We start from the raw sequence: 22,500 nt of genomic DNA, 5'->3' as shown, positions 1-22,500 counted from the left end.
GACGTTCTTCACGTCGTAGATGAGCTGCGCCAGGTCCTCGATCGAATAGATGTCGTGGTGCGGCGGCGGCGAGATCAGGCCGACGCCGGGGGTGGAGTGGCGCACCTTGGCGATCACCGCGTCGACCTTGTGGCCGGGCAATTGTCCGCCTTCGCCGGGCTTGGCGCCCTGCGCCATCTTCAGCTGGATCATGTCGGCATTGACGAGGAAGTCCGCGGTCACGCCGAAGCGGCCCGAGGCCACCTGCTTGATCGCCGAGCGCATGCTGTCGCCGTTCGCCAGCGGCTTGAAGCGCGAGGCCTCCTCGCCGCCTTCGCCGGTGTTCGACTTGCCGCCGATGCGGTTCATCGCGATGGCGAGCGTGGTATGCGCCTCGCGCGAGATCGAGCCGAACGACATCGCGCCGGTGACGAAGCGCCTGACGATGTCGGCGGCGGGCTCGACCTCGTCGAGCGGCACCGGCACATGGGCGAGCTCGTCGGCGCCGCGGATGCGGAACAGCGCGCGGATGTTCAGCGTCTTGTCGCCGGTCTCGTTCACCAGCCTGGCGAAGTGGCGGTACTTGTCCTGGGCGTTGCCGCGCACCGCGTGCTGCAGCACCGCGACCGTCTCCGGGTCCCAGGCATGCTCCTCGCCGCGCAGGCGATAGGCATATTCGCCGCCGACGTCGAGCGCGGTGCGGAACACCGGCGCGTCGCCGAAGGCGTCGCGGTGGCGCATCGCCGTCTCCTCGGCGATCTCGGCGAGGCCGATGCCGCCGATGGTCGAGGCGGTGCCGGTGAAGTACTTCGCGACCACCTCGTCGGACAGGCCGACGGCGTCGAAGATCTGCGCGCCGCAATAGGACTGGTAGGTCGAGATGCCCATCTTGGACATCACCTTCAGCAGGCCCTTGTCGACCGACTTGATGAAGCGCTTGACGATCTCGTACTCGTCGACCTCCTCCGGGATGTCGTCGCGCATGGCGATCAGCGTCTCGAAGGCGAGGTAGGGGTTGATCGCCTCGGCGCCATAGCCGGCGAGGCAGGCGAAATGATGCACCTCGCGCGCCTCGCCCGTCTCCACCACGAGGCCGGCGGCGGTGCGCAGGCCCTTGCGGATCAGGTGATGGTGCACGGCCGCGGTGGCCAGCAGCGCCGGAATCGGGATCCGGTCCGGCCCGACCAGCCGGTCGGACAGGATGATGATGTTGTAGCCGCCATGCACCGCCGCCTCGGCGCGCTCGCACAGCCGCTCCACCGCGTCGCCCATGCCCGCCGCGCCCTTGTCGGAGGGGTAGGTGATGTCGAGCGTGCGGGTGTCGAAGCGCTCCTCCATGAAGCCGATGGAGCGGATCTTCTCCAGGTCGACATTGGTGAGGATCGGCTGGCGCACCTCCAGCCGCTTGCGGCGGGAATTGCCTTCGAGGTCGAAGATGTTCGGCCGCGGCCCGATGAAGGACACGAGGCTCATCACCAGTTCCTCGCGGATCGGGTCGATCGGCGGGTTGGTGACCTGGGCGAAGTTCTGCTTGAAATAGGTGAACAGCGACTTCGACTTCTTCGACAGCGGCGAGATCGGCGTGTCGGTGCCCATGGAGCCGACCGCCTCCTGCCCGGTGGTCGCCATCGGCGCCATCAGGAGCTTGAGGTCTTCCTGCGAATAGCCGAACGCCTGCTGCCGGTCGAGCAGCGACACGTCGGTGCGGACTTCCCGCGCCTCGACGGAGCGCAGCTCCTCCAGCACCAGCTGGGTGCGCTGCAGCCACTCCTTGTAGGGGTGCTTGCGCGCCATCTCGGTCTTCACCTCGTCGTCGGGGACGAGGCGGCCTTCCTCCAGGTCGATGAGCAGCATCTTGCCGGGCTGGAGCCGCCACTTGGTGACGATCTCCTCCTCCGGGAAGGTGAGCACGCCCATCTCGGACGCGCAGACGATCCTGTCGTCCCGCGTCACCATGTAGCGCGCCGGGCGCAGGCCGTTGCGGTCGAGCATGGCGACGATCTGGCGCCCGTCGGTGGCGACGATGGCCGCCGGCCCGTCCCACGGCTCCATCATGGCGGCGTGGTACTCGTAGAAGGCGCGGCGCTCCTCGTCCATCAGCGGGTTGCCGGCCCAGGCCTCGGGCACCAGCATCATCGCCGCGTGCGGCAGCTCATAGCCGCCCTGCACCAGGAATTCGAGCGCGTTGTCGAAGCAGGCGGTGTCCGACTGCCCCTCATAGGAGATCGGCCACAGCTTGGAGATGTCGTTGCCGAACAGCTCCGAATCGACGGAAGCCTGGCGGGCCGCCATCCAGTTCACGTTGCCGCGCAGCGTGTTGATCTCGCCGTTATGCGCCACCATCCGGTAGGGATGGGCGAGCGACCAGGCCGGGAAGGTGTTGGTCGAGAAACGCTGGTGCACCAGCGCGACCGCGCTCTCGAAGTCCTCGTCATGCAGGTCGGCATAATAGGCGCCGAGCTGGTCGGCGTTGAACATGCCCTTGTAGACGATGGTCCGGCAGGAGAGCGAGACGACATAATAGCCGGCCGTGCGCGGGTCCCTGGCGCCGTAGACGGCGTTGGAGACCACCTTGCGCAGCACGAACAGCCGGCGCTCGAAATCGTCCTCGCTATGGGTCGCCTCGCCGCGGCCGATGAAGACCTGGACATGCGTCGGCTCGGTCGGCAGCACGGTGTGGCCGAGCGAGGTGTTGTCGGTCGGCACCTCGCGCCAGCCGAGCACCACCTGTCCCTCGTCCGCCACCACGCGCTCGAAGGTCTCGCGGACGATCTTCTGGCCTTCCGCCTCGCGCGGCAGGAAGACGTGGCCGACGGCGTAATGGCCGGGCTCGGGCAGGGTGAAGCCGAGCTTGGCGGCTTCCTTGGCGAAGAAGCGATGCGGGATCTGCACCAGCATGCCGGCGCCGTCGCCGGCGCGGGGATCCGCGCCGACGGCACCGCGATGCTCGAGATTCAGCAGGATCTGCAGCCCGTCCTTCACGATCTGGTGCGACTTGCGACCCTTGATGTCGGCGATGAAGCCGACGCCGCAGGAATCCTTCTCGTTGCGCGGGTCGTAGAGGCCGTGCCCACCGGGCAGGCCCGGATCGAGGACGACCGGGTGCGCGATGTTCGGGTGCGCGACGCTCGGGTTTTTGACGTCGGCGCGGCCCGTCGTGGCCGGACGGACCGAACCCTCAACGAAAACCGACGCGGACTGGCCGCCAAATTCCTCGCTCATCGAGAGCCTCCCCATTTGCTCGCCTCGCTGGTCGGCATGCCGAGAGAACCCGGCTCCGCGCGGCTCGTCGCCCGCAAGCATGCACACCAGCACCGAAATACGCTAGCATCGACTGTGCCATGCATCGTGCAGAGCACCAGCCTATTTGAATGATAGGACAGTATGGTTGTCCTATCAACGGGGAACATGCCAGAAACCGCGCGCGGGGACAAGCGGGGAGCGGCACTTTGCGGCCGGCATTTTTCACTCTTGTTGCGGGAAGCGGCGGCAAAGCGCAACGAACGGCAATTCAGAGGCCGCCGCGCGCAAGCCAATTGCCCGCCCGCCCGTTTCGGCGCCCGGTCACGCCATGCCCGCCTCGCGCGGGCTCGCGCGCAATCCGCCCACGCGCGGGCCCGCGTGCTTTCGTCTCAGCGGCGCCGCATTCCGAGGCTCATATGGTTCACGGTCGGTAAAGCGTAAATCTCTTCGGAAGGCTGCTCGATGTCGAAGCTGTCCGCCCCATCATGGCCTGCCCTGCGGCCTGTTTTTCTGCCTGTTCTCGTCGCATCGCTCGCCGTGGCGGGTGCGGCGCTGTGCGCCATGCCGGCGCAGGCCCAGGTCTATTATCGCCCCTATGCGCCGCCGCCCGGCTACATGCCGCCCCCGCCGCCGGTCTATCGGCCGCTCTATCCGCCGCCCGGCGCCTATTACGGGCCGCCGATCGCGCCGTCCTACAACCCGCCGATCATGCCGCGCGCCGACATGCGCCCGATGCTCGGCTCCATGGGGCTCAGCAACATTTCCCGCCCGCGCACCGAGGGCAACACCTATGTGAGCGAGGCGACCGATGCCATGGGCCGGCGCGTGCGGGTTCGCGTCAACGCCTATTCCGGCAACATCATCTCGATGCGCCCGATCGGCCCGGTGGTTCCCCCGACGGTCGGCCGGATGCCGGCGCCGGTGACCAGCGTGCTGCCGCCGAAGAAGCCGCCGCTGCCGCCGTCGCCCAATGCGCCGCTGTCGGCGAGCCTGCCCAATGCCGGGCCGACGCCCGTCGATCCGGCAGCGCCGCCGCCGCTGCCGGCACCGTCGGGTGGCGCGAACATCACCACGCCCGCCGCATCGGCGAGCACGGAGAAGCCGTCCTCGGCCGACAGGGCGACGGTCGCCGCCGCACCGCCGGCCGCCGCCAGCAAGCCCGCCGAGTCCACCTCGCCGCCGGTCGTCACCATCCCGCCCGAGGCGGTGCGGCAGGCCGAGCCCGCGCAGGCGGCCAGGCCGGCCGAGCCGGCGCCGTCGGTGAAGCCGGGCGAGACCGCGGTCCGGGTCATCCCCGGCATCGCGCTGCCGCCCAGCCCGGCCCAGCCGGCCAATCCCCAGCCGGCGAATGCCCAACCGGCGAATGCCCCCGCGGCAGCCACTCCCCCGGCGATGGCGAATGCTCCCGCCGCCAATGCCGTTCCGGCGGCGAATCCACCTGCCGCCGCCTCGATCCAGGCGCCCAAGCCCCCCAATGTGCTGGAGGCCCGTGCCGGCGTCGCCACCGGCGCGGCGGCCGGCGCGGCGGAAGTGCCGGCCGGCACCGCCTCGGTTCTGGCGCGCGAGATCAACGATCCGCCGCTGCCGACGCCGAAGCCGCCTATCAAATAGCCGCCATCAGGTCGCCGCTACCGAACGGCATCGGCCGGAGGGCGGCCGCTGTCGCGCGCGTTATGGACGCCCGCGCGGTGCCGTCAGGCGGGCGTGTCGAAGCTGACTTCGAGTGGGGGCTGTCCGGGTCGATCGCGAAGGCCGCGAAACAGCGCGGCTGGGCGGCAGATCCATAAAATAAAAGGCGCCCCGGTGGTCCGGGGCGCCTCCATCGTCACGTCCGTGCCGTCGTCGCGGCCGGTCGCGCGGGTTACGCGGCGACCTTGGCGTCGATCACCTTGTCGGCGGATACGGCCTGCGCCGTGCCGCTGGCGATGGCGATCGAGCGGGGCTTCAGCTTCTCCGGCACCTCGCGCACGAGGTCGACATGGAGCAGGCCGTTGGCCAGCGAGGCGCCGCGCACCTCGACATGGTCGGCGAGCTGGAAGCGGCGCTCGAAGGCGCGCGCGGCAATGCCCTGGTAGAGCACCTCGCCGGGCTGGCCGGCCTGATCGACCGGGCGCTCGCCGCGGATGGAGAGGGTGTTCTCCTTCACGTCGATGCTGAGATCCCTGTCGGTGAAGCCGGCGACCGCGACGGTGATCCGATAGGCGTTCTCGCCGGTGCGCTCGATATTATAGGGCGGATAGGTGGTGCCGGTATCGACACCGCCGACCTGGTCGAGCAGCGAGAACAGCCGGTCGAAACCGACGGTGGAACGATAGAGCGGGGAAAGATCGAAGTTACGCATGGCATATCCTCTTTGAAGCGACATGCAGTGGGTGGTGGACCCGCTCGCCAGAGCCGAGCCCGTCGCGTGCCGCCGTCTGGCCGGCACACTTTCGAGATGGGGCAGCGTTTGCGCTTCGCAAGAGGGGCTGAAAGGGCGCTCGCGAAAATTCGCGAGGCGCCCAGATGAACGGCGGATGAACGGCCGGCTCGGCGGCAATTCAGTTCAACTCCCGTATCGTCCAAGGCATTGTAGCGGTCGTGCCGGCGCGGGCGCGCGGCGCAGGGGACGGCTGCAACGAGGAGGGGCCTTGCGATGACGGCGCTCATGCGCGTGCTGTTGGCGATCCTGCTGGCGTTGCCGGCGGGCCTGTCGCCGGGCGCGCAGGCGCAGGCGATCGGCCCGTCCGGCGGCCCCTGGGCGGCGCCCTATGGCCGCGGCGGCCCGCCGCCCGGCCCCTATGCGCCCTATGAGGCGCCGCCCGGCCAGGCGGGCGGGCTCGACGGCGAGGCGGCGGCGCGCATGCTGCGCGCGCGCGGCTTCTCGGACGTGTCGGTGCTGCGCCAGCGTGGCCCCACCATCCTGCTGGAGGCCAACGGTCCGCGCGGCGAGCGGGTGCAGGTGGTGGTCGACGCCGCCTCCGGCGCCATCAGCGGCATGAAGGTGATCGGCTTCGGCGCCCGGCGCTATTGAGCCCCGGCAAGCCCCTATATGTAGGGGAAAGCCTTTGCCGGCTTGTGAAAAGGCGCGGCTGGCTGTACTCAGCGCAGCCATCCCTCCCGCGAGCCGTTCCACCTGCGAGCCGTAGCCACCTGCGAGTCCCGTCGTCCGCCGATGCAGCTTTTCAGCACCCCCGACAATCCCGTGCCCGAAAGCGCGCAGAGCGGCATGCTGTCCGCCGCCGACGGCGTGTCGCTGCGCTATGCCCATTGGCGGGCGGCCGATCGCACCCGCGGCACGATCTGCGTGTTTCCCGGCCGCACCGAGAAGATCGAGAAATATTTCGAGCTGACGGAGGACTTGCGCGGCCGCGGCTTCGCCGTCGCGGTGCTGGACTGGCGCGGGCAGGGCGGCTCGCAGCGCCTGCTCGGCAACCCGATGAAGGGCCATGTCGGGCATTTTTCCGATTATCAACTCGACCTCGAGGCGTTCATGCGAGAGGTCGTGCTGCCGAACTGCCCGCCGCCCTATTACGCGCTCGCCCATTCCATGGGCGCGGCGATCCTGCTCGAATCCGCCCGGCGCGGCGAGCGCTGGTTCGAGCGCATGGTGCTCACCGCGCCGATGCTCGACCTGTCGATGCTGCGCCACGACGTGGCGGCGCGGCGCAGCGCCCGCGTGCTCAATGCCGTCGGCCTGTCGGGTTTCTATGTGCCGCGCGGCAAGCTGGTGCGCGCCGGCGAGCTCGATTTCGAGGGCAACCGGCTCACCTCCGATCCGGTGCGCTTCGCGCGCAACCTCGCCATCACCGTCGAGCATCCGGCGCTCGATGTCGGGCCGCCGACCATCGGCTGGATCAAGTCGGCCTTCGACCAGATGGACCTGCTCACCGATCCGGCGACCGCCCGCATCATCCGCCAGCCGCTGCTGATGGTGGCGGCGGGGGCGGACAATGTCGTCTCCACCCCGGCGATCGAGAAACTGGGCAGCCGCCTCATCGCCGGCTCGCATATCGTGCTGCCCGGCGCCCGGCACGAGATCCTGCAGGAGCGCGACACGTTCCGCGAGCCGTTCTTCGCCGCCTTCGACGCGTTCATTCCCGGCAGCGGCCGCTAGGCCGGGCGCGGGCGTTCAGTTCCCGGCCAGCACCTTCAGCGCCTGCTCGTGCACCCGCCGGTCGCCGGCGGCGACCACCCGCCCGCCGCCGCGCACCGGGTTGCCCTCCCAGTCGGTGAGGATGCCGCCGGCGCCCTCGACGATCGGGATCAGCGCGGCGATGTCGTAATCCTGCAATTCGGTCTCGATGACGAGGTCGACATGGCCAGCGGCCACCATGCAATAGGAATAGCAGTCGCCGCCATAGCGCGGCAGCCGCACCCGGCGCTCCACCTCGACATAGCGGTCACGGTCGGGCTGCTTCATCAAGAGCGGGCTGGTGGTGATCATCAGCGCCTGGTCGAGCGCGGGGCACGCGCGGACGGACAGGGCGCGGGCGCCGGCCGGGCCGCGATAGCGGGCCGCGCTGCCGTCGCCGAAGAAGCGCTCGCCGACGAAGGGCTGGTGCATCATGCCATAGACCGGCGTGCCGTTGCGGGAGAGGCCGATCAGCGTGCCCCAGGACGGCAGGCCGGCGATGAAGGACTTGGTGCCGTCGATCGGATCGAGGATCCACACGAATTCGGCATCCTCGTTCTCGTTGCCGAATTCCTCGCCGCGCACCCCGTGCTGGGGAAAGGTGCTGCGGATCAGGTTGCGCATCGCCTGCTCGGCCGTGCGGTCGGCGGCGGTGACGGGGTCGAAGGCCGCGCCCTTGTTCTTGTCCTCGACGCCGAGCGCGGTGCGGAAGAAGGGAAGGATGACCTGGCCGGATACCGTGGCGAGCTCGTGTACGAAGCCTTCGAAATCCACGGCGCTCATGGTGCACTCCGCTCTGCCCGGCGGGTTCGCCCCGCGACGGGTCTTGTCCGCTGCCGCGCCAAGTGTCGGCGCCGTCATTTCCTTATCGGCCGCCGCGCCGGCGGGCAATGGTGCGCCCGAAAGCCTGCGATCGCCGCCATCGGCCGCGATGACGGACGCACCTCGGCGGCGAGCGGCGGCGAAATGCCGGTTCAGTCCCGCGCCTTGCGCATGGCTGCCATTCCGCCACGGTGAACAATTAGGCAGCTTTGACGGTTGCCATGGGGAAGCCAAGCTGCGATATTATTGCAGTGCGGCAAGGCGATTGGCGTTGCCCTGCCGCTGCCCTCCTTGGGCGTTTCCTCCCTAGACTTGGGCCGCTCCGGCAACGTGAGCGGCCCCTTTATTTTCAAGCCATTGATTCTCAATATATTTCCCTCGCCATGCTCTCGGGCGGGCGTGACGGACGCGCGCGCCGTTCGGCGATGAGGCGGATTTCCGCCGCGAGTCGCGTCCGATCGGCGAGCGCGATCAGGTAAGCGCGGTCGAGGCGCGATCTTCGTCACTTGCGCGTGAATTTGCCGATCCGGCTTTCGTTTCTTTCGTTTTCTCCTTGCGTCAATCGCGGGTCTCGTCCATATTATTGCGGTGCGGCAACGTGATTGGCGTTGCGTTGCCGTCGCCCTCCTTGGGCGTTTCCTCCCTAGACTTGGGCCGCTCCTCCTGGATGCGGCCCTTTCTTTTTTCTGCATGGCTGCGCCACCGTCGCAATCGCCGGATGACGGGCGCACCTCCGGCATGCCGCCTCGCCGGCCGCGCCTGCCCCCAGCCTCCTGATATCCCTATCTGCCAGGCGTCTTCGCATCCCGGCATTCCAATGTCGCGGGCAGGCGGCGCATCCGGGCTCCCGATGGCCGAATCGGGCATGCGCAGCACCGGTGGAACCGCCCAGGGGCGGATCGGCGTCGAAGGGCCATGCCGTCAGCGCATGCGCGCCGCGCGCGTCCCGCCGCCTGCGACAGGCGTGGAGGCGGGCCGGGCAATAGCCGCCGGCGGCGCCTTCGGACGATCGGATCCGGGTCGGCGAATGTCCGGGAATGGTCCGCGCAATCGTCCTGGGAGCGAAGGCCCGGCATCCGGCCGGCTTCGCCGCGCTGCCGTTGCCTTCGCCGCTGCCGCCGCCGACGGGCAGTCGGGTTACATCGGTCAAAGCCGCGGCGTGCCGCCACGAAGCCGGAAGCCGGCGCCGGCATCTGGGCGCGAATCGGGGAATCATCGCGCGGCGCGCTCGTCGGGCACCGTTTGGAGGCATGCGGCAATCGCCCGCACCTCTCGGCGCCGCCGAGGGGCGCCGCGCCGAATCCTCGGTCCTACCGATCCGGCCTTTCGAGTCCGCGTGCCGCGCATCTGCAAAAATACGAACGGCCAGAGCGGGTTGCGCCGCTCCGGCCGTCAGTTCCGATGCCTTCGCGCCCGGCCGCTCGTCCCCAAGGGGGTAGCGCCTATCGCGACAAATCGGCCACACCTGTCATTGTTTGTATCTGGTATGCCAGAAAATGGACTGTGGCGCCTTGATTATTCCGCAATGCACATCCATCTTCTGTCTCGCACGCAGCGATTGGCGTCGCTCCGTGCAGCCCTCCTTGGGCGTTTCCTCCCTAGACTTGGGCCGCTCTCGTTCGCGTGAGCGGCCTCTTTCTTTTTGTGCCGTCGGTGTCGGTGGAAACCGCAGCGGCTTGAGCCGTCTTGTCGGTATCCCCACCGTCATCCTGCAGGACCCGGATACCTGACCCGGAAATCCTGCGGCAGCCGGAAGAAGGGCTTGCCCGTTTCAGCGTTGCGCTTCCGACCACGTTGCCGCGGCTCGAAATCTCGTGCCGGAGAGGGGAAGGCGCTCTGTCAGAACCAAGCGTGCAGAATTCGTATATCTCTCATTCCTAAAATGCAAGGCTCTTCTGCGGCGTTTTGCATCGATCCATAAAAAATTCGCAACAATTGTAACAAGTATATGAAAATCCACGTTTATTCCGCGGCGGCGCGGGCCGGTGCCAGCTCCAGATGCGGGATATCCGCCAGCGCGCGGGCGACATCGAGCAGGTCGCGTTGCACATTTTCGAAGCGTTCGCTGCGCTGATACGTGCGTTCGTTCATATAAAGAGCACGATTGATCTCGATCTGCACCGCGTGCATCCCCGAGGCGGGATTGCCGTAATGCTCGGTGATGAAGCCGCCGGCATAGGGCTTGTTGCGCACCACCGAATAGCCGCGCCGGCGCAGTTCGCGCTCGATGCGTTCGGGTATCGCCTGCGCGCAGCTGGTGCCGTAGCGGTCGCCGATCACCATGTCGACCCGCCCGCGCTCGTCGCGCCCGCCGCCCGAGGGCATGGAGTGGCAGTCGACCAGCACCGCGATGCCGAAGCTGCGCTGCATCTGCACCATCAGCCGGCGCAGCGTGCGGTGATAGGGCTTGTAATAGGCCTCGATGCGCGCCATCGCGTCGTCGACCGGGATGCGCCGGGCATAGATCTCCTGCTGCTCGCCCACCACCCGCGCGATGGTGCCCAGCCCGCCCGAAACCCGCATCGAGCGGGTATTGGCATAGGCGGGCAGCCTGCCCTCGAACATGCGCGGGTCGAGTTCGTAGGGCTCGCGGTTCACGTCGAGATAGCAGCGCGGGAAATGCGCCCGCATGAAGCCCATGCCGAGGCCGGTGACCTGCGCGAACAATTCGTCAACCAGCGAATCCTCGGAGCGGCGCAGCGTCGACATGTCGAGCCGCACCTGCTCGACGAAGGCGCGCGGATAGATGATGCCGCTATGGGGCGAGTTGAACAGGAAAGGTGCGGCGGCACGCTCGGGCTCCACGACCTCGAAGGCCGGATCTATCGTCTCCGATATGACCGTCATTTGCCCGCCCGTCGGCTCCCTCGCGGCGCGTTCCGCCGAACCGCGCCTTATTCCTTTCATGTCTAACACGCACAGGGTGCCTGTGGAACCGGCGGCAATGTTTCGGAAAGCACGTCCTGTTCAAGTCGGCGTGGATTCACGATGTGCTAAGAGCCGGCGCGGTACCCGATAGTCAAACGTGCGGGGAGTTTCCGGCGCGGCGGGCCGGTCGGCCCGGCCGGGTGCGCCGGCCCCGAATCGGAAGGTGGCCTTCGATGCTCAAGATCCTGCTCGCCGAAGACGACAACGACATGCGGCGCTTTCTGGTCAAGGCGCTGCAGAACGCCGGCTATTCGGTCGTCTCGTTCGACAATGGCCGGTCGGCCTATAACCGGTTGCGCGAGGAGCCGTTCGAGCTCCTGCTGACCGACATCGTGATGCCGGAGATGGACGGCATCGAGCTCGCCCGCAAGGCGACCGAGCTCGACCCCGACATCAAGGTGATGTTCATCACCGGCTTCGCGGCGGTGGCGCTGAACGCCGACAGCCAGGCGCCCAAGGACGCCAAGATCCTGTCCAAGCCCTTCCATCTGCGCGACCTCGTCAACGAGGTCGGCAAGATGCTGGCGGCGTGAAGGCGGGGGTGGCCGGCGGCGCGGGCCCCGTCATCCCCAGCCCCGTCATCCCCAGCTTCGGCGCGGGGTGCTTGCGCGGCGCCCGGCTTGTGGTTATAGGGATGCCGCGCCGGGCGGGCCCAAGGGAACGTCGGCGACCCGACCGGAATGGGCGCGTAGCTCAGCGGGAGAGCACCTCGTTGACATCGAGGGGGTCACAGGTTCAATCCCTGTCGCGCCCACCATTCCGGCAGCCCCCCATCAAGCCCCTGATCGGCCGGCTCGCCTTCTATCGGCCGGCCTCCGCGGCGAAGCGATCGCCGACCTCCCCGAGCCTGGCCCGGTCGCGCTTCAGTCCCCCAGCTTCAGCAGCCCGGCCGCGTTGCCGCGGGCGATCTTCGCCCGCACGTCGTCGGCGAGCGGCGTCGTGTCCATGAAGCGGCCGGCCTCGACGGCGTCCTCATAGGGATAGTCCACCGAGAACATCACCCGGTCGGCGCCCAGCGCCGCCAGCGCCGCCTGCAGCGGCACGGCGTCGAACTGGCCCGACAGCGTCACCCACAGGTTCCGGCGCAGGTAATGGGACGGCGGCCGGGCGATCCGCCGGTCGGTGGCGGTCAGCGCGTAGCGGCTGTCGAGCCGCCACAGCGCATAGGGCAGCGTCTCGCCGGCATGGCCGAGGATGATCTTGAGGTCGGGGAACCGGTCGAACACGCCGGTGACGACGAGGCGCAGCAGGTGGCTGGACATCTCGGTCGTCCATTCCCAGGTCGGCTTTTCCAGCTCCGGCACGCCGCGCAGCACATGCGGCATCTCCGCCGCGTCGCCGGGATGCAGATAGAGCGGCACGTCGAGCACCTGCAGCCGTTCCCAGAACACGTCATTGGCCGGCGCGTCGAGATAGGTGCCGTTGGTGTGGTGGTTGACCATCACCCCGACGAAGCCGAGCCCGCGCACGCAGCGCTCCAGCTCGTCGGCGGCGCCGGCGGGGTCCTGCATGGCGACATGGGCGAAGGCGGAATAGCGCTGCGGCCGGCGGGCGATCTCGGCGGCGAGCCGGTCATTGGCGAGGGCGGCGAGGCGGGTCGCGGTGGCGGTGTCGGGCTCGCCCTGCACGCCGGGCCCGGTGAGCGACAGCACGGCGCGCTCCACCCCGGCCGCGTCCATGGCGGCGAGCCGTTCCTCGCCGAAATCGCCGAGCCGGCGCAGCAGCATCGCCTTGGTCGCCTCGCTCACCCGCGGCAGCGCCGGCAGCAGATAGTCGATGAATTCCGGCAGCACGAAATGTTCTTCGAGCGCGATCTTGGCCACGCGCACGGCTGCGGCGGGGCCGCCGCCGGGATCGGCGGGCGCGGCATAGGCAGGGCGCGGGTTGGCGTTGAGATGGCGGCTGGCGAGCGGCATGGCCCCCTCCGGGACAGCGGGACGGTACCCTAGCACGCCGGGCGGCGATGCCCAGCGCCCGGACCGGCATCGCGGCAGGCGAGCAGGACGGAGGAGAGCAGGGCAGGGACGAGCAGGGCAGGGGGCGTCGGTGGGACCGCCGTCAGTACGCGGCTGCCGGCAGGGCCCGCCGCAGATAGTCGGCCACGCGGTCGCCGCTCATCGGCCGGGCGAAGAGGTAGCCCTGTCCGAGTTCGCAGCCGAGATCGCGCAGCGCCTCGTATTGCGCCGTCTCCTCCACCCCTTCGGCGAGGGTGGCGACGCCGAGGCCGTGGCCGAGGCCGACCACCGAGCGCACGATCTTCATCTGCTTGTCGTTGGCGAGGAAGTTGTGCACGAAGCTGCGGTCGATCTTGATCTTGTCGAAGGGGATGATGGCGAGCTGCGACAGGTTGGAATAGCCGGTGCCGAAATCGTCGAGGGCGAGCCGCACGCCGGCCGCCCGCAGGCGCTCCACCGCAAGGATCGCCGATTCGAATTCCGGCACCATGGCGGTTTCGGTGATCTCGATGGAGAGGCGCCGGGGCGGGAAGCCGATCTCGTCCAGTATGCCGAGGATCCGCTCGGCGAGCCGGCTGTCGGTGAGCTGGAGCGGCGAGATGTTGAAGGCGAGGATCAGCTCGGGCGACCAGGAGAGCGCGGCGCGCGAGGCCTTGCGCAGCAGCCCGCAGGACAGTTCGGTGATCAGCCCGGCATCTTCCGCCATCGGGATGAACAGGTCGGGCGGCACGCCGGTGCCGTCCGGCTTGGTCCAGCGGGCCAGCGCCTCGAACCCATAGGGACGGCAGTCGGACAGCCGGACGAGCGGCTGGTAATAGGGCTCGATCCGGTCGTTGGCGACCGCCTCGCGCAGCAGGCTCTCCAGTTGCAGCCGCGCGTCGATCTCGTCGCGCAGCTCCGGGCGGTAGGCGCAGGCGCGGCCGTCGCCCTGCCGCTTGGCCTGTGCCATCGCAAGGTCGGCGCAGCTGATGGCGTGCTTGACCTGCTCCGGCTTCTCGATCGCGGCGAAGCCGACCGAGGCGGCGACATCGAGGGTGACGCCGCCGATCTCCACCGGCTGGCGGGTCATCTGCACCATCCGCTCGCCCATCGCCTGCGCGTCCTTTGGCCGCTGTACCATCGAGGCGACGAGGAACTCGCCGCCGCCGGTGCGGGCGACCACCTCGTCGGGGAACGCCTTTTTCAGCCGTTTGGCGAGGAGGGCGAGAAGCGCGTCGCCGCCGTGATGGCCGACCAGCTCGTTCACCTTGCGGAAATTGTCGAGGTCGAGCACGAACAGCGTGCGCAGCCGGCGGCCGCGGCAGATGTCCGGCAGCCGGCTCTCGACGAAATGGCGGTTGGGCAGCCCGGTGATCGCGTCATGAAAGGCGAGGAAGTCGGCCTGGTTTTCCGCCGCCGCCCGCCGGCCGATCTCGGTGCCCAGCATGCTCAGGCGCAGCAGGCCGTAGCAGAGGCCGACAATGCCGAGCACCGTGACGGCCAGCAGCAATTCGTCGGCCTGCCAGTTTTCCTGGCGGCTCAACAGCCAGCGCAGCGCCTCCTGCGCGTCGAAGGCGAGGGCCAGCAGATAGACGGCGATGCCGATACCGGCAAGGCCCAGCGCGTCCCGGACGGCCTTGTTCATGCGTTCTGCAATCCCTGATGACCAGGTCGACAATATACAACGTATAATATGCGCGTGTCGGATGTTATATCGTAAGACCAGGCCGCAATGGCGCGCAACCATCCGTTTCGTTGATGGTTATCGGAAGATACGCCACGGTATAGAAGCGGCCTTGTTCCTGCCGCGAAGTGCCGGAGAGCCTGGGGCGCCGGCGGGTTCACGTGCGCGCATCGCGGCCTGATGTGGTCTTCTCCCTTCTCTCGATGAAACAAAAGCAGCGTTCCTGCGTTGTTGAGTCAATCCATTACTCATCGGGAGGTTATGATGATCTCGAAAAAACTTGCCATTGCCACTCTGGCCGTGTCCTTCGTCCTGCCGCTCGCCATGCCGGCGCATGCGACGTCGACCTCGACCAAATCCCTGCCGACGATCGGCAGCTATGAGCAGAAGGACGTGCTGGAGCGCGAGCGCCTGCGTCGCAAGCAGGTAAAGCAGAATTCCGGCAATGGTCTGTTCGAGCCGATCTTCGCGCCGCTGTACCAGGGCTACAATTCGCCCGCCCAGAAGGTCAAACGCGCCTTCGACTGATGCGCACCTTCGATTGATGCGCGACTTCGATTGGCGCGCGCATGCCGGTCATTCCGACGCGCATGTCCTCCCCGGCATGCGTTGGATGGGGAGCGACGGATCAGTTGCAGCCGGAACCGGCAGGCAGCGGCTCCGTCGCTCCCCAGTCGTTTGACGGCAGCCCGGCAAAGGGCGGCTGGAAATATTGCCTCACGACGCGCATGCGCGCCGGCACCTGCGCGTGCGCGCTGTCATAATCGAGTATCCAGAAGAAGTTGAAGTTGGAATCCGGCCAGGTCGCCGGCACGCCGAGGCCCCAGCCGGTGATCTTCGCCGGATCGATCTCGCCGAGCCGCAGCAGCTGGCGCAGCGTCGCCTGTTCGCCGGGGAACTGCGCTTCCAGCGCGGCGCTGGCAATGTGGAAATGCTCCCACACCATCACCACCGTCTTTCCGTGCCAGCGCGGATCGTCCATCAGGTCGCGCACCACGGCCTGGTTCACCTTGTTGAGCTTGGCGTTGAAATAGCGGGTGTTGTGGATCGGCCCATAGGCGATCGCGGGCGCGTCCAGCTTCATGTTCCACGCCTTGGCGATCGGCCGCGCCGTCTCCAGCGTGTGCAGCGTCATCACCATGATCGCCGCCGGCGGGTCCTTGGCGATGAGGCTCGTCGGGCTCGACGGCGAGAGATATTGCGCGGCCAGCGCCTGCGCCCGTTCCTTGCCGACGCTGCACAGGCTCAGCGGGTTGGCCTTCTCGCCATGGCGCACGATGACGATCCGCTTCGGCGCCGCCTCGGCGGGCCGGGTCGCCAGGCCGACAAGAGCGCCGGCGAGGGCGCCGACAAGCGCGAGAAGCAGCGGGACGGCACGGTGCGAGGGGAAAATCATGGCCTGATCCGATGGCGGGCAATGCCGGGAATGGTGCCTGTGCACCATGACGTGCGCCCCGGCGCCGATCAAGCCGGCGGCGCGCATTGACGGGGGGCATCGGACGGGGTGCATCGACAGTGGCGCATTGATCCCTGACGGCCCCGCACGATATCACTGGCACCCCAGAAGAAATGTCCCGCCGGAGTCGTCATGTTCCCCCGTCCCGATCGCCTTCCCGTCTCGTCCCCGCCCCCGGACGGCGCCGTCGCCACGCTCGGCAAGCTGCCGCAATGGGATCTGAGCGATCTTTATCCCGGCATGGACGCGCCCGAGCTGAAGGCCGATCTCGACCGCGCCGCCACCGAGTGCGCCGCTTTCGAGCAGGCCTACAAGGGCCGCCTCGCCTCGATGCTGGAGGGGCCGGACGCCGGCGGCGAGATGGCCAAGGCGCTGGTGCGCTACGAGCAGGTCGAGGAACTGCTCGGCCGGCTCTATTCCTATGCCGGCCTCGTCTATTCCGGCGACACCACCGACCCGGTGCGCGCCAAGTTCTACGGCGACGTGCAGGAAAAGCTGACCGAGGCGTCCACGCATCTGCTGTTCTTCACGCTGGAACTCAACCGGCTCGACGATGCCGGCATGGAAGCCGCGCTCGCCGATCCCGCCTTCGGCAGGTACCGGCCGTGGATCGAGGAGGTTCGCGCCGAGAAGCCCTACCAGCTGGAAGATCGCATCGAGCAGCTCTTCCACGAGAAGGGCGTCACCAGCCGCGGCTCGTGGAACCGGCTGTTCGACGAGACCATTGCCGGCCTGCGCTTCGATGTCGACGGCAAGAGCCTGCCGCTGGAGCCGACGCTGAACTATCTCGCCGAGGCCGACGGCAAGAAGCGCAAGGCCGGCGCCGAGGCGCTGGCGAAGGTGTTCGGCGAGAATCTGCGGCTGTTCACCCTCATCACCAACACGCTGGCGAAGGACAAGGACATTTCCGACCGCTGGCGCGGCTTCCAGGACATCGCCGACAGCCGCCACCTGGCCAACCGGGTGGAGCGCGAGGTGGTGGACGCGCTGGTCTCCTCGGTCCACGAGGCCTATCCGCGGCTGTCGCACCGCTACTACAAGCTGAAGGCCAAGTGGTTCGGCAAGGAGCGCCTCGAATATTGGGACCGCAACGCGCCGCTGCCGAAGGTCGACACCAAGCCGATCGCCTGGGACGAGGCGCGCGACACCGTGCTCGGCGCCTATGCCGGCTTCTCGCCGCGCATGGCCGACATCGCCCGCGACTTCTTCGACAAGAGCTGGATCGATGCCGGCGTGCGGCCCGGCAAGGCCACCGGCGCCTTCGCGCATCCGACCGTGCCCTCCGCGCATCCCTACGTGCTGCTCAACTACATGGGCAAGCCGCGCGACGTGATGACCCTCGCCCATGAGCTCGGCCATGGCGTGCACCAGGTGCTCGCCGCCCCGAACGGCGCGCTGATGGCGCCCACCCCGCTGACGCTGGCCGAGACCGCCTCGGTGTTCGGCGAGATGCTCACCTTCCAGCGCCTGCTTGCCGCGGCGCCGAGCCCGCATGCCCGCAAGGCGATGCTGGCCTCGAAGGTCGAGGACATGATCAACACGGTGGTCCGCCAGATCGCCTTCTACACGTTCGAGCGGCGCATCCATACCGAGCGCAAGAGCGGCGAGCTCACTGCCGAGCGCATCTGCGAGATCTGGATGGACGTGCAGGCGACCAGCCTCGGCGAGGGCATCCATCTCGGGCCGGGCTACGAGACCTACTGGGTCTATATCGGCCACTTCATCCACTCGCCCTTCTACGTCTATGCCTATGCCTTCGGCGACTGCCTGGTGAACTCGCTCTATGCCGTCTACGAGAACGCCTCGGACGGCTTTGCCGAGCGCTATCTCTCTATGCTGGCGGCGGGCGGCACCAAGCATCATTCCGAGCTCCTGAAGCCCTTCGGCCTCGACGCCCGCAACCCCGCCTTCTGGCAGACCGGCCTCAACCTCATCGATCGGATGATCGGCGAGCTGGAGGCGATGGAGGGCTGATCCTCCGGTCGTGGCGACAAGGAACGAGACGATTTCAGGCCCGGCCATGCGCCGGGCCTGACGCGTTTTCGGGCCGCGCACGGCACCGGCATGCACCGCCGCCTGTTCTCCTGTGCCGATTTAAATCTCTGGTTGCAGTTCGGCGGGCATTAACTACCATTCCCCGGTGCGGGGGACGGTGCGATGACCGGGCGCGAGAAGGACGAAGCCGACGGGCAGGGATTCTCGGGCGACGCGGCGGGTTCCGCCGGCGCCGGCGACGCGCTTCCCGCCTATGTGCGCGAGGTCGAGGACGTCATAAGGGCCGAGCGGCCTTTCATCGAAGCGCGGCGGCGCAAGGTGGCGGCGCGTCTGCGCGAGGCGGGCTTTCCCGCCGGAAATGACGCCTCCCCCGCCACCGGCTCGCAGCCGGTCGTCTCGCAGCCGGTCGTCTCGCAGCCGGTCGTCTCGCAGCCGGTCGTCTCGCAGCCGGTCGTCTCGGAGCCTCTGGTCGGCCTGGCGCTCTCGGGCGGCGGCATCCGCTCCGCCGCCTTCTGCCTCGGCGCGTTGCAGGCCTTCGACGCGATTGTCCAGTCGGACGGCGCTCCCGGCGCCGGCGAGAAGCCGCGCTCCAGGGAGGATCGCGGCCCCTCGGCGCTCGATCGCTTCGACTACCTGTCGACGGTGTCGGGCGGCGGCTATATCGGCGCCTCGATGGTGGCGGCGATGAGCTTGCGGAACGGCATTTTCCCGTTCCGCAGCCTGCTGGACCAGGAGGAAACGCCTTCCGTCCAGCACATACGCGACTATTCGAACTACCTCTTCCCACGCAAGGTCGAGTTCTTCCGCGGCCTCGCCGTCTATCTGCGCGGCCTGTCGACCAACCTGTTCTGCGTGCTGCCCGTGCTCGCCTGCCTGGCGCTCGCGGTGTCCCTCTATCGGCTGCTGCAGCAGGGGTCTCCGTTGCCGGACCGGCCATGGAGCCTTCTGATCCTGCTTTTCGCCGGCTGCGGCGGGCTCGCTGCGTGGGGCGTGTTTCATTCGCTGCGCGACAAGCGCGGGGCCGAGCTGCGCCCCGAGCGCTCGCTCGGCGTCGCGGTGGTCGCCGCGCTCGTCGGCTTCCTGGTCTGGCTGGAAGCGAGCAGCGTGCTGCTCGACCGGATGATCTGCACGCAGGGCGACAGCTGGGACCTGAAGGTTCTCGCCGGCGCCCTCGCGTCGCTCTCCGGCCTCATCGCGCTGTTCGGGCCGCGCCTGACGGCCCTGCTCGGCAAGCTGGAGACCGATCCGACCTGGAGCGCCACGCTGATGCGCGCCACCGGCGTGGTGGCGCTGTGGGTGGGGGCCGCCATCCTGCCGCTGCTGCTGTGGCTGGCAGTGCTGTTCCTGGCCTTCCATGCCGTCGCGCCGCTGGTCGGCACGGAATTCTGCCCGGCGCCCGTGGCGGGGCAAGGCGCGGCGGCCGCGGCGGGCGGCGGGCCGTCGCCGGCATGGATCTGGGGCGCGCTGGCGCTGGTCACCGGCATCGGCCTTGCCGTCGTGCTGTGGTTCCCGTTGCTGCCCGCCGCGCGGAAATGGCAGGCGGGCGCGGTATCGCTCCACGGGCTCTATCGCGACTGCCTCAGCCGCGCCTTCCTGTTCAGGCCGCCGCCGCCGGAGGCGCCGCCCGGCACCGAGGTGAAGGCGGTGGAGCATTTCCGGCTTCGGCCGAGCGATGCCGGCGGCGATGGGCTGCGGCCGGACCTCTCGCCCTATCTGCTGCTCAACACCGCGATCAACCTGCAGGGGTCGCCGGAGGCCAACAAGCGCGGGCGGAATGCCGACTTCTTCCTGTTCAGCCACAATTACATCGGCAGCCGGGCGACCGGCTATGTCGCGACCTCGACGCTGGCCGACGATCATCCGGGCATCGACCTCGCCTCGGTGGTCGCCGCGTCGGGCGCCGCCTTCTCGTCGAACATGGGCGCCAACACCATCGCGCCGCTGACCCCGACGCTGGCCCTGCTCAATGTCCGCCTCGGCTGCTGGGTGCCCAATCCGCAGGACGGCAAGGGCAGCCGATGGTTCGACCGTCTCTATTTCCTCGCCGAAACCTTCGGCCTGCTCGATGAGTTCGCCCCGAAGGTCTATATTTCTGACGGCGGCCATATCGACAATCTCGGCCTCATCGAATTGCTGCGCCGGCGCTGCAAGCTCATCGTCGTCGTCGATGCCGAGGAGGACCACGCCTACGCCTTCACCTCCTTCATGATCCTGCAGCGCCATGCCCGCATCGACATGGGCGTGCGCATCGACCTGCCATGGGAGGCGATCCGCGCCGAGGCGGTGAAGGCCGACGGCAGCAAGCCGGGAAGCTGCGGGCCGCATGTCGCGGTCGGGCGGATCTTCTACGCGCCGCGCGCCCCGGAGATGCAGACCGGCGAGGAGGGCGAGGACGAGGGGGTGCTCGTCTACATCAAGTCGTCGCTCACCGACGACGAGAACGACGTCATCCGCAACTACAAGCGCCGCTTCTCCCGTTTCCCGCACGAGACGACGCTGGACCAGCTGTTCAGCGAGGAGCAGTTCGAGGTCTATCGCGCGCTCGGCTTCCACGCGACGCGGCGCTTCCTCATGGGGCGCGACCGTGTCGCCGTGTCGCCGGCCATGGCGGAGAGCTACCAGCCGGACGTCGAAAAGCTCGTGCTCGCCAATGTCCTGGCCGATCACCCGCTGCTGGCGCAGGTCCGCGACCTGCTGCGGTTGCGCCAGCCGGCGGCTTAGGCCTGCGCGTTGCCGCGCTTGGCCGGCCGCGGCGCTGCCGCGCATGGCCGTCCTGCGGCGCTGCCGCGATTTTAGGCTTGCCCTGCCGGTAGATCACGGCGGACAAATCGGCGGTCCACTGCCGGGAATGCCGTGAATGAATGCTCCGTCCGCGCCTTTCGCCACCCCCTTCGCCCATACCCCGTTCGACGGCTCGCGCAAGCCGTTCGCCGTCGGCCTCGCCCCGCTCGACCTGTCGCAATGGATCGAGCCGGACCGGTACCTCGCCGCCACGCTGGCCGAGCGCGCCCGGCTGATCGCCGACAGGCGCGAGGTGGTGCTGCGCGAGGAGGCGGGCACCCGTCCCGCCCAGCGCGAGGCGCTCGACCTCCTCGTCGCCCATCTCACCGAGCGTTTCCCGGACCTCTACCGGCTGCAGGGCCGCCTTCTCCATGTCGTCCCCGCCGGCCTCGAGGTCGATCTCGACGACGAGAGCGAGGCGCCCTTCGCCCTTGCCGGCCGCATCGTCTCCGACGACCTGCTGCTGCTCACGCCGGGCGAGGGCGGCTACCGGCTGGTAGCGGCGGTGCTGTGCTTTCCCTCCGCCTGGTCGCTGGCGGAGAAGTTCGGCCAGTCGCTGGACGGGCTGCACGCCGCGGTGCCGGGCTATCCCGACAAGCTTGCCAGGGTGATGAACCGCATCTTCGACAATCTGAAGGTCGAGCAGCCGGTCTGGCGGGTGAACTGGTCGATCTATCCCGACGACGCGCTGCATCATCCCGAATCGAAGGAGCGCCCGCGCGCCTGGTTCGACGATCCGGCCAATCTGGCGCCGGAGGCCTTTGTGCGGGTGGAGCGCCAGACGCTGCGTCGGCTGCCGGCGAGCGGCGACCTCCTGTTCACCGTGCGCATCCATGTCGATCCGTTCGAGGCGTTCCGCCGCCATCCGCAGGGGCGCGAGCTCGCCGCCTCGTTGCGCGGGCAGATCCTGGCGCTCGATCCGGCGCAGCTCGCCTACAAGGCGCTCACCGAGCATCGCGACGCGGTCGCCGCCGCGCTCGCCGTCATCGCCGAGGGTCCCGAGCCGGTGCAGGATCCGGCGCAGAGCGCGGCGCCTTGACGCGCCGGTGCCTGCACGACTGCCGGAAGCCCTCCGCGCCGTTGCCGCAGGGGACGACTTCCGCTAAAGCGGACCATGGCTTTCATTATCCATAAGGAGGGGGGTCGCATGGCTGACCACGGAGCGCCCGAATACGCCACCGCCGCCGGCAACGATTATGCCGAACATGAGGGGACCTACGGTTTCTTCGTGAAGATGACGCTGGTCAGCACCCTGGCGATCTGCAGCCTGATGGTGGCGCTGGCCATTGGCGGCGTGAACGGCCATTGGGGCGTGTTCTCGCTGGCGACGCTGGCGATCATCGTCGCCACCGCGATCGGCCTCGCTTCCGACAGCGGCAAGCCGGGAATCATGGTTGGGCTGCTCGGCGTGCTGCTGCTGCTGCTTATCGTCACCTCCTGAGGCCGTCATGCGTATCAGTGTTTTCAGTGAGAATGTCGCCGTCGAACCCCGGGTTTCGGCGTCTGCCGACACGGTGAAGCGTTACGTGTCGCTTGGGGCGGCGGTTTTTGTTGCGTCGGGGGC

General features: G+C 68.4%; 16 protein-coding genes and 1 tRNA gene (1 of these 17 only partly in view). 10 read left to right on the top strand and 7 right to left on the bottom strand.

Annotated elements, in window-relative coordinates; genetic code table 11:
* On the bottom strand, positions 1-3,201 hold the 5' portion of the coding sequence (gltB, locus tag AC1RU4_RS23780; protein ID WP_492893894.1) for a glutamate synthase large subunit. The gene continues 1,560 nt to the left of window position 1, outside the view; 3,201 of the gene's 4,761 nt are visible here — the first part of the coding sequence; the start codon lies at positions 3,199-3,201; the stop codon falls past the left edge of the window.
* A 483-nt stretch (positions 3,202-3,684) separates the two neighbouring features.
* Here gltB and AC1RU4_RS23775 point away from each other — a divergent pair, with 483 nt between their 5' ends.
* Positions 3,685-4,833, top strand: coding sequence for a hypothetical protein (locus AC1RU4_RS23775; protein WP_492893892.1), 1,149 nt, complete (start codon positions 3,685-3,687; stop codon positions 4,831-4,833).
* 250 nt (positions 4,834-5,083) lie between these two features.
* Here the strand turns inward: AC1RU4_RS23775 and AC1RU4_RS23770 are convergent, their stop codons facing one another.
* Entirely contained in the window at positions 5,084-5,563 is a 480-nt protein-coding gene (locus tag AC1RU4_RS23770; RefSeq protein WP_492893891.1) for an Hsp20 family protein, read from the bottom strand.
* A gap of 294 nt (positions 5,564-5,857) precedes the next feature.
* On the opposite strand from AC1RU4_RS23770, the gene AC1RU4_RS23765 reads away from it, so the two are divergent.
* Entirely contained in the window at positions 5,858-6,235 is a 378-nt protein-coding gene (locus AC1RU4_RS23765) for a hypothetical protein (RefSeq protein ID WP_492893889.1), read from the top strand.
* 141 nt (positions 6,236-6,376) lie between these two features.
* On the top strand, positions 6,377-7,318 hold the full coding sequence (locus tag AC1RU4_RS23760) for an alpha/beta fold hydrolase (protein ID WP_492893887.1): 942 nt from the start codon (positions 6,377-6,379) through the stop codon (positions 7,316-7,318).
* A 15-nt stretch (positions 7,319-7,333) separates the two neighbouring features.
* Here AC1RU4_RS23760 and hisN read toward each other — a convergent pair whose 3' ends face one another.
* Positions 7,334-8,119, bottom strand: coding sequence for a histidinol-phosphatase (gene hisN, locus AC1RU4_RS23755; protein ID WP_492893885.1), 786 nt, complete (start codon positions 8,117-8,119; stop codon positions 7,334-7,336).
* A 2,001-nt stretch (positions 8,120-10,120) separates the two neighbouring features.
* A complete protein-coding gene (locus AC1RU4_RS23750) occupies positions 10,121-11,005 on the bottom strand; it encodes an N-formylglutamate amidohydrolase (protein WP_492893883.1) in 885 nt (294 codons plus the stop codon).
* 254 nt (positions 11,006-11,259) lie between these two features.
* Between AC1RU4_RS23750 and cpdR the strand changes: the two genes are divergently transcribed.
* Together cpdR and AC1RU4_RS23740 are read left to right on the top strand one after the other, a co-directional pair.
* Positions 11,260-11,619 carry a cell cycle two-component system response regulator CpdR gene (cpdR, locus tag AC1RU4_RS23745; RefSeq protein ID WP_492893881.1) on the top strand — a complete coding sequence of 120 codons (360 nt, stop codon included), beginning with the start codon at positions 11,260-11,262 and terminating at the stop codon, positions 11,617-11,619.
* 149 nt (positions 11,620-11,768) lie between these two features.
* Positions 11,769-11,843 (top strand) — tRNA-Val (locus AC1RU4_RS23740).
* A 106-nt stretch (positions 11,844-11,949) separates the two neighbouring features.
* Here the strand turns inward: AC1RU4_RS23740 and AC1RU4_RS23735 are convergent.
* Complete coding sequence (locus AC1RU4_RS23735; protein ID WP_492893879.1) at positions 11,950-13,002, bottom strand: amidohydrolase family protein; 1,053 nt, start codon at positions 13,000-13,002, stop codon at positions 11,950-11,952.
* 142 nt (positions 13,003-13,144) lie between these two features.
* Positions 13,145-14,665: a putative bifunctional diguanylate cyclase/phosphodiesterase gene (locus tag AC1RU4_RS23730; RefSeq protein WP_492893877.1), complete on the bottom strand. Its 1,521-nt coding sequence runs from the start codon at positions 14,663-14,665 to the stop codon at positions 13,145-13,147.
* A 303-nt stretch (positions 14,666-14,968) separates the two neighbouring features.
* Here AC1RU4_RS23730 and AC1RU4_RS23725 point away from each other — a divergent pair, with 303 nt between their 5' ends.
* Positions 14,969-15,232, top strand: a complete 264-nt coding sequence (locus AC1RU4_RS23725) for a hypothetical protein (RefSeq protein ID WP_492893875.1) — start codon at positions 14,969-14,971, stop codon at positions 15,230-15,232.
* Positions 15,233-15,332: 100 nt separating this feature from the next.
* On the opposite strand, the gene AC1RU4_RS23720 is transcribed toward AC1RU4_RS23725, so the two are convergent.
* Positions 15,333-16,100, bottom strand: a complete 768-nt coding sequence (locus AC1RU4_RS23720; protein WP_492893873.1) for a histidine phosphatase family protein — start codon at positions 16,098-16,100, stop codon at positions 15,333-15,335.
* A gap of 192 nt (positions 16,101-16,292) precedes the next feature.
* Here AC1RU4_RS23720 and AC1RU4_RS23715 point away from each other — a divergent pair, with 192 nt between their 5' ends.
* The 4 genes from AC1RU4_RS23715 to AC1RU4_RS23700 all read left to right on the top strand — a co-directional run bounded on the left by AC1RU4_RS23715 (position 16,293) and on the right by AC1RU4_RS23700 (position 22,377).
* Entirely contained in the window at positions 16,293-18,134 is a 1,842-nt protein-coding gene (locus AC1RU4_RS23715) for a M3 family oligoendopeptidase (protein ID WP_492893871.1), read from the top strand.
* Between the two features lie 183 nt (positions 18,135-18,317).
* Entirely contained in the window at positions 18,318-20,876 is a 2,559-nt protein-coding gene (locus AC1RU4_RS23710) for a patatin-like phospholipase family protein (protein WP_492893869.1), read from the top strand.
* Positions 20,877-21,012: 136 nt separating this feature from the next.
* Entirely contained in the window at positions 21,013-21,975 is a 963-nt protein-coding gene (locus AC1RU4_RS23705; RefSeq protein ID WP_492893867.1) for a heme-dependent oxidative N-demethylase family protein, read from the top strand.
* Between the two features lie 108 nt (positions 21,976-22,083).
* Positions 22,084-22,377, top strand: a complete 294-nt coding sequence (locus tag AC1RU4_RS23700; RefSeq protein ID WP_492893865.1) for an aa3-type cytochrome c oxidase subunit IV — start codon at positions 22,084-22,086, stop codon at positions 22,375-22,377.
* Positions 22,378-22,500 lie beyond the last annotated feature (123 nt).

This window comes from Ancylobacter sp. GW821-FHT10E12 (genome assembly GCF_058809335.1).
Note: the sequence above shows the minus strand (reverse complement) of the source record. Positions and strands in the feature narration are given on the sequence as shown.

Bases quoted from the DNA above. Each gene is read 5' to 3' on its own strand.
- AC1RU4_RS23775 (WP_492893892.1), top strand. From the start codon at position 3,685: ATGTCGAAGCTGTCCGCCCCATCATGGCCTGCCCTGCGGCCTGTTTTT.
- AC1RU4_RS23715 (WP_492893871.1), top strand. From the start codon at position 16,293: ATGTTCCCCCGTCCCGATCGCCTTCCCGTCTCGTCCCCGCCCCCGGAC.
- AC1RU4_RS23710 (WP_492893869.1), top strand. From the start codon at position 18,318: ATGACCGGGCGCGAGAAGGACGAAGCCGACGGGCAGGGATTCTCGGGC.
- AC1RU4_RS23725 (WP_492893875.1), top strand. From the start codon at position 14,969: ATGATCTCGAAAAAACTTGCCATTGCCACTCTGGCCGTGTCCTTCGTC.
- AC1RU4_RS23760 (WP_492893887.1), top strand. From the start codon at position 6,377: ATGCAGCTTTTCAGCACCCCCGACAATCCCGTGCCCGAAAGCGCGCAG.
- cpdR (WP_492893881.1), top strand. From the start codon at position 11,260: ATGCTCAAGATCCTGCTCGCCGAAGACGACAACGACATGCGGCGCTTT.
- AC1RU4_RS23750 (WP_492893883.1), bottom strand. From the start codon at position 11,005: ATGACGGTCATATCGGAGACGATAGATCCGGCCTTCGAGGTCGTGGAG.
- AC1RU4_RS23705 (WP_492893867.1), top strand. From the start codon at position 21,013: ATGAATGCTCCGTCCGCGCCTTTCGCCACCCCCTTCGCCCATACCCCG.
- AC1RU4_RS23700 (WP_492893865.1), top strand. From the start codon at position 22,084: ATGGCTGACCACGGAGCGCCCGAATACGCCACCGCCGCCGGCAACGAT.
- AC1RU4_RS23735 (WP_492893879.1), bottom strand. From the start codon at position 13,002: ATGCCGCTCGCCAGCCGCCATCTCAACGCCAACCCGCGCCCTGCCTAT.
- AC1RU4_RS23765 (WP_492893889.1), top strand. From the start codon at position 5,858: ATGACGGCGCTCATGCGCGTGCTGTTGGCGATCCTGCTGGCGTTGCCG.
- AC1RU4_RS23730 (WP_492893877.1), bottom strand. From the start codon at position 14,665: ATGAACAAGGCCGTCCGGGACGCGCTGGGCCTTGCCGGTATCGGCATC.
- AC1RU4_RS23770 (WP_492893891.1), bottom strand. From the start codon at position 5,563: ATGCGTAACTTCGATCTTTCCCCGCTCTATCGTTCCACCGTCGGTTTC.
- AC1RU4_RS23720 (WP_492893873.1), bottom strand. From the start codon at position 16,100: ATGATTTTCCCCTCGCACCGTGCCGTCCCGCTGCTTCTCGCGCTTGTC.
- hisN (WP_492893885.1), bottom strand. From the start codon at position 8,119: ATGAGCGCCGTGGATTTCGAAGGCTTCGTACACGAGCTCGCCACGGTA.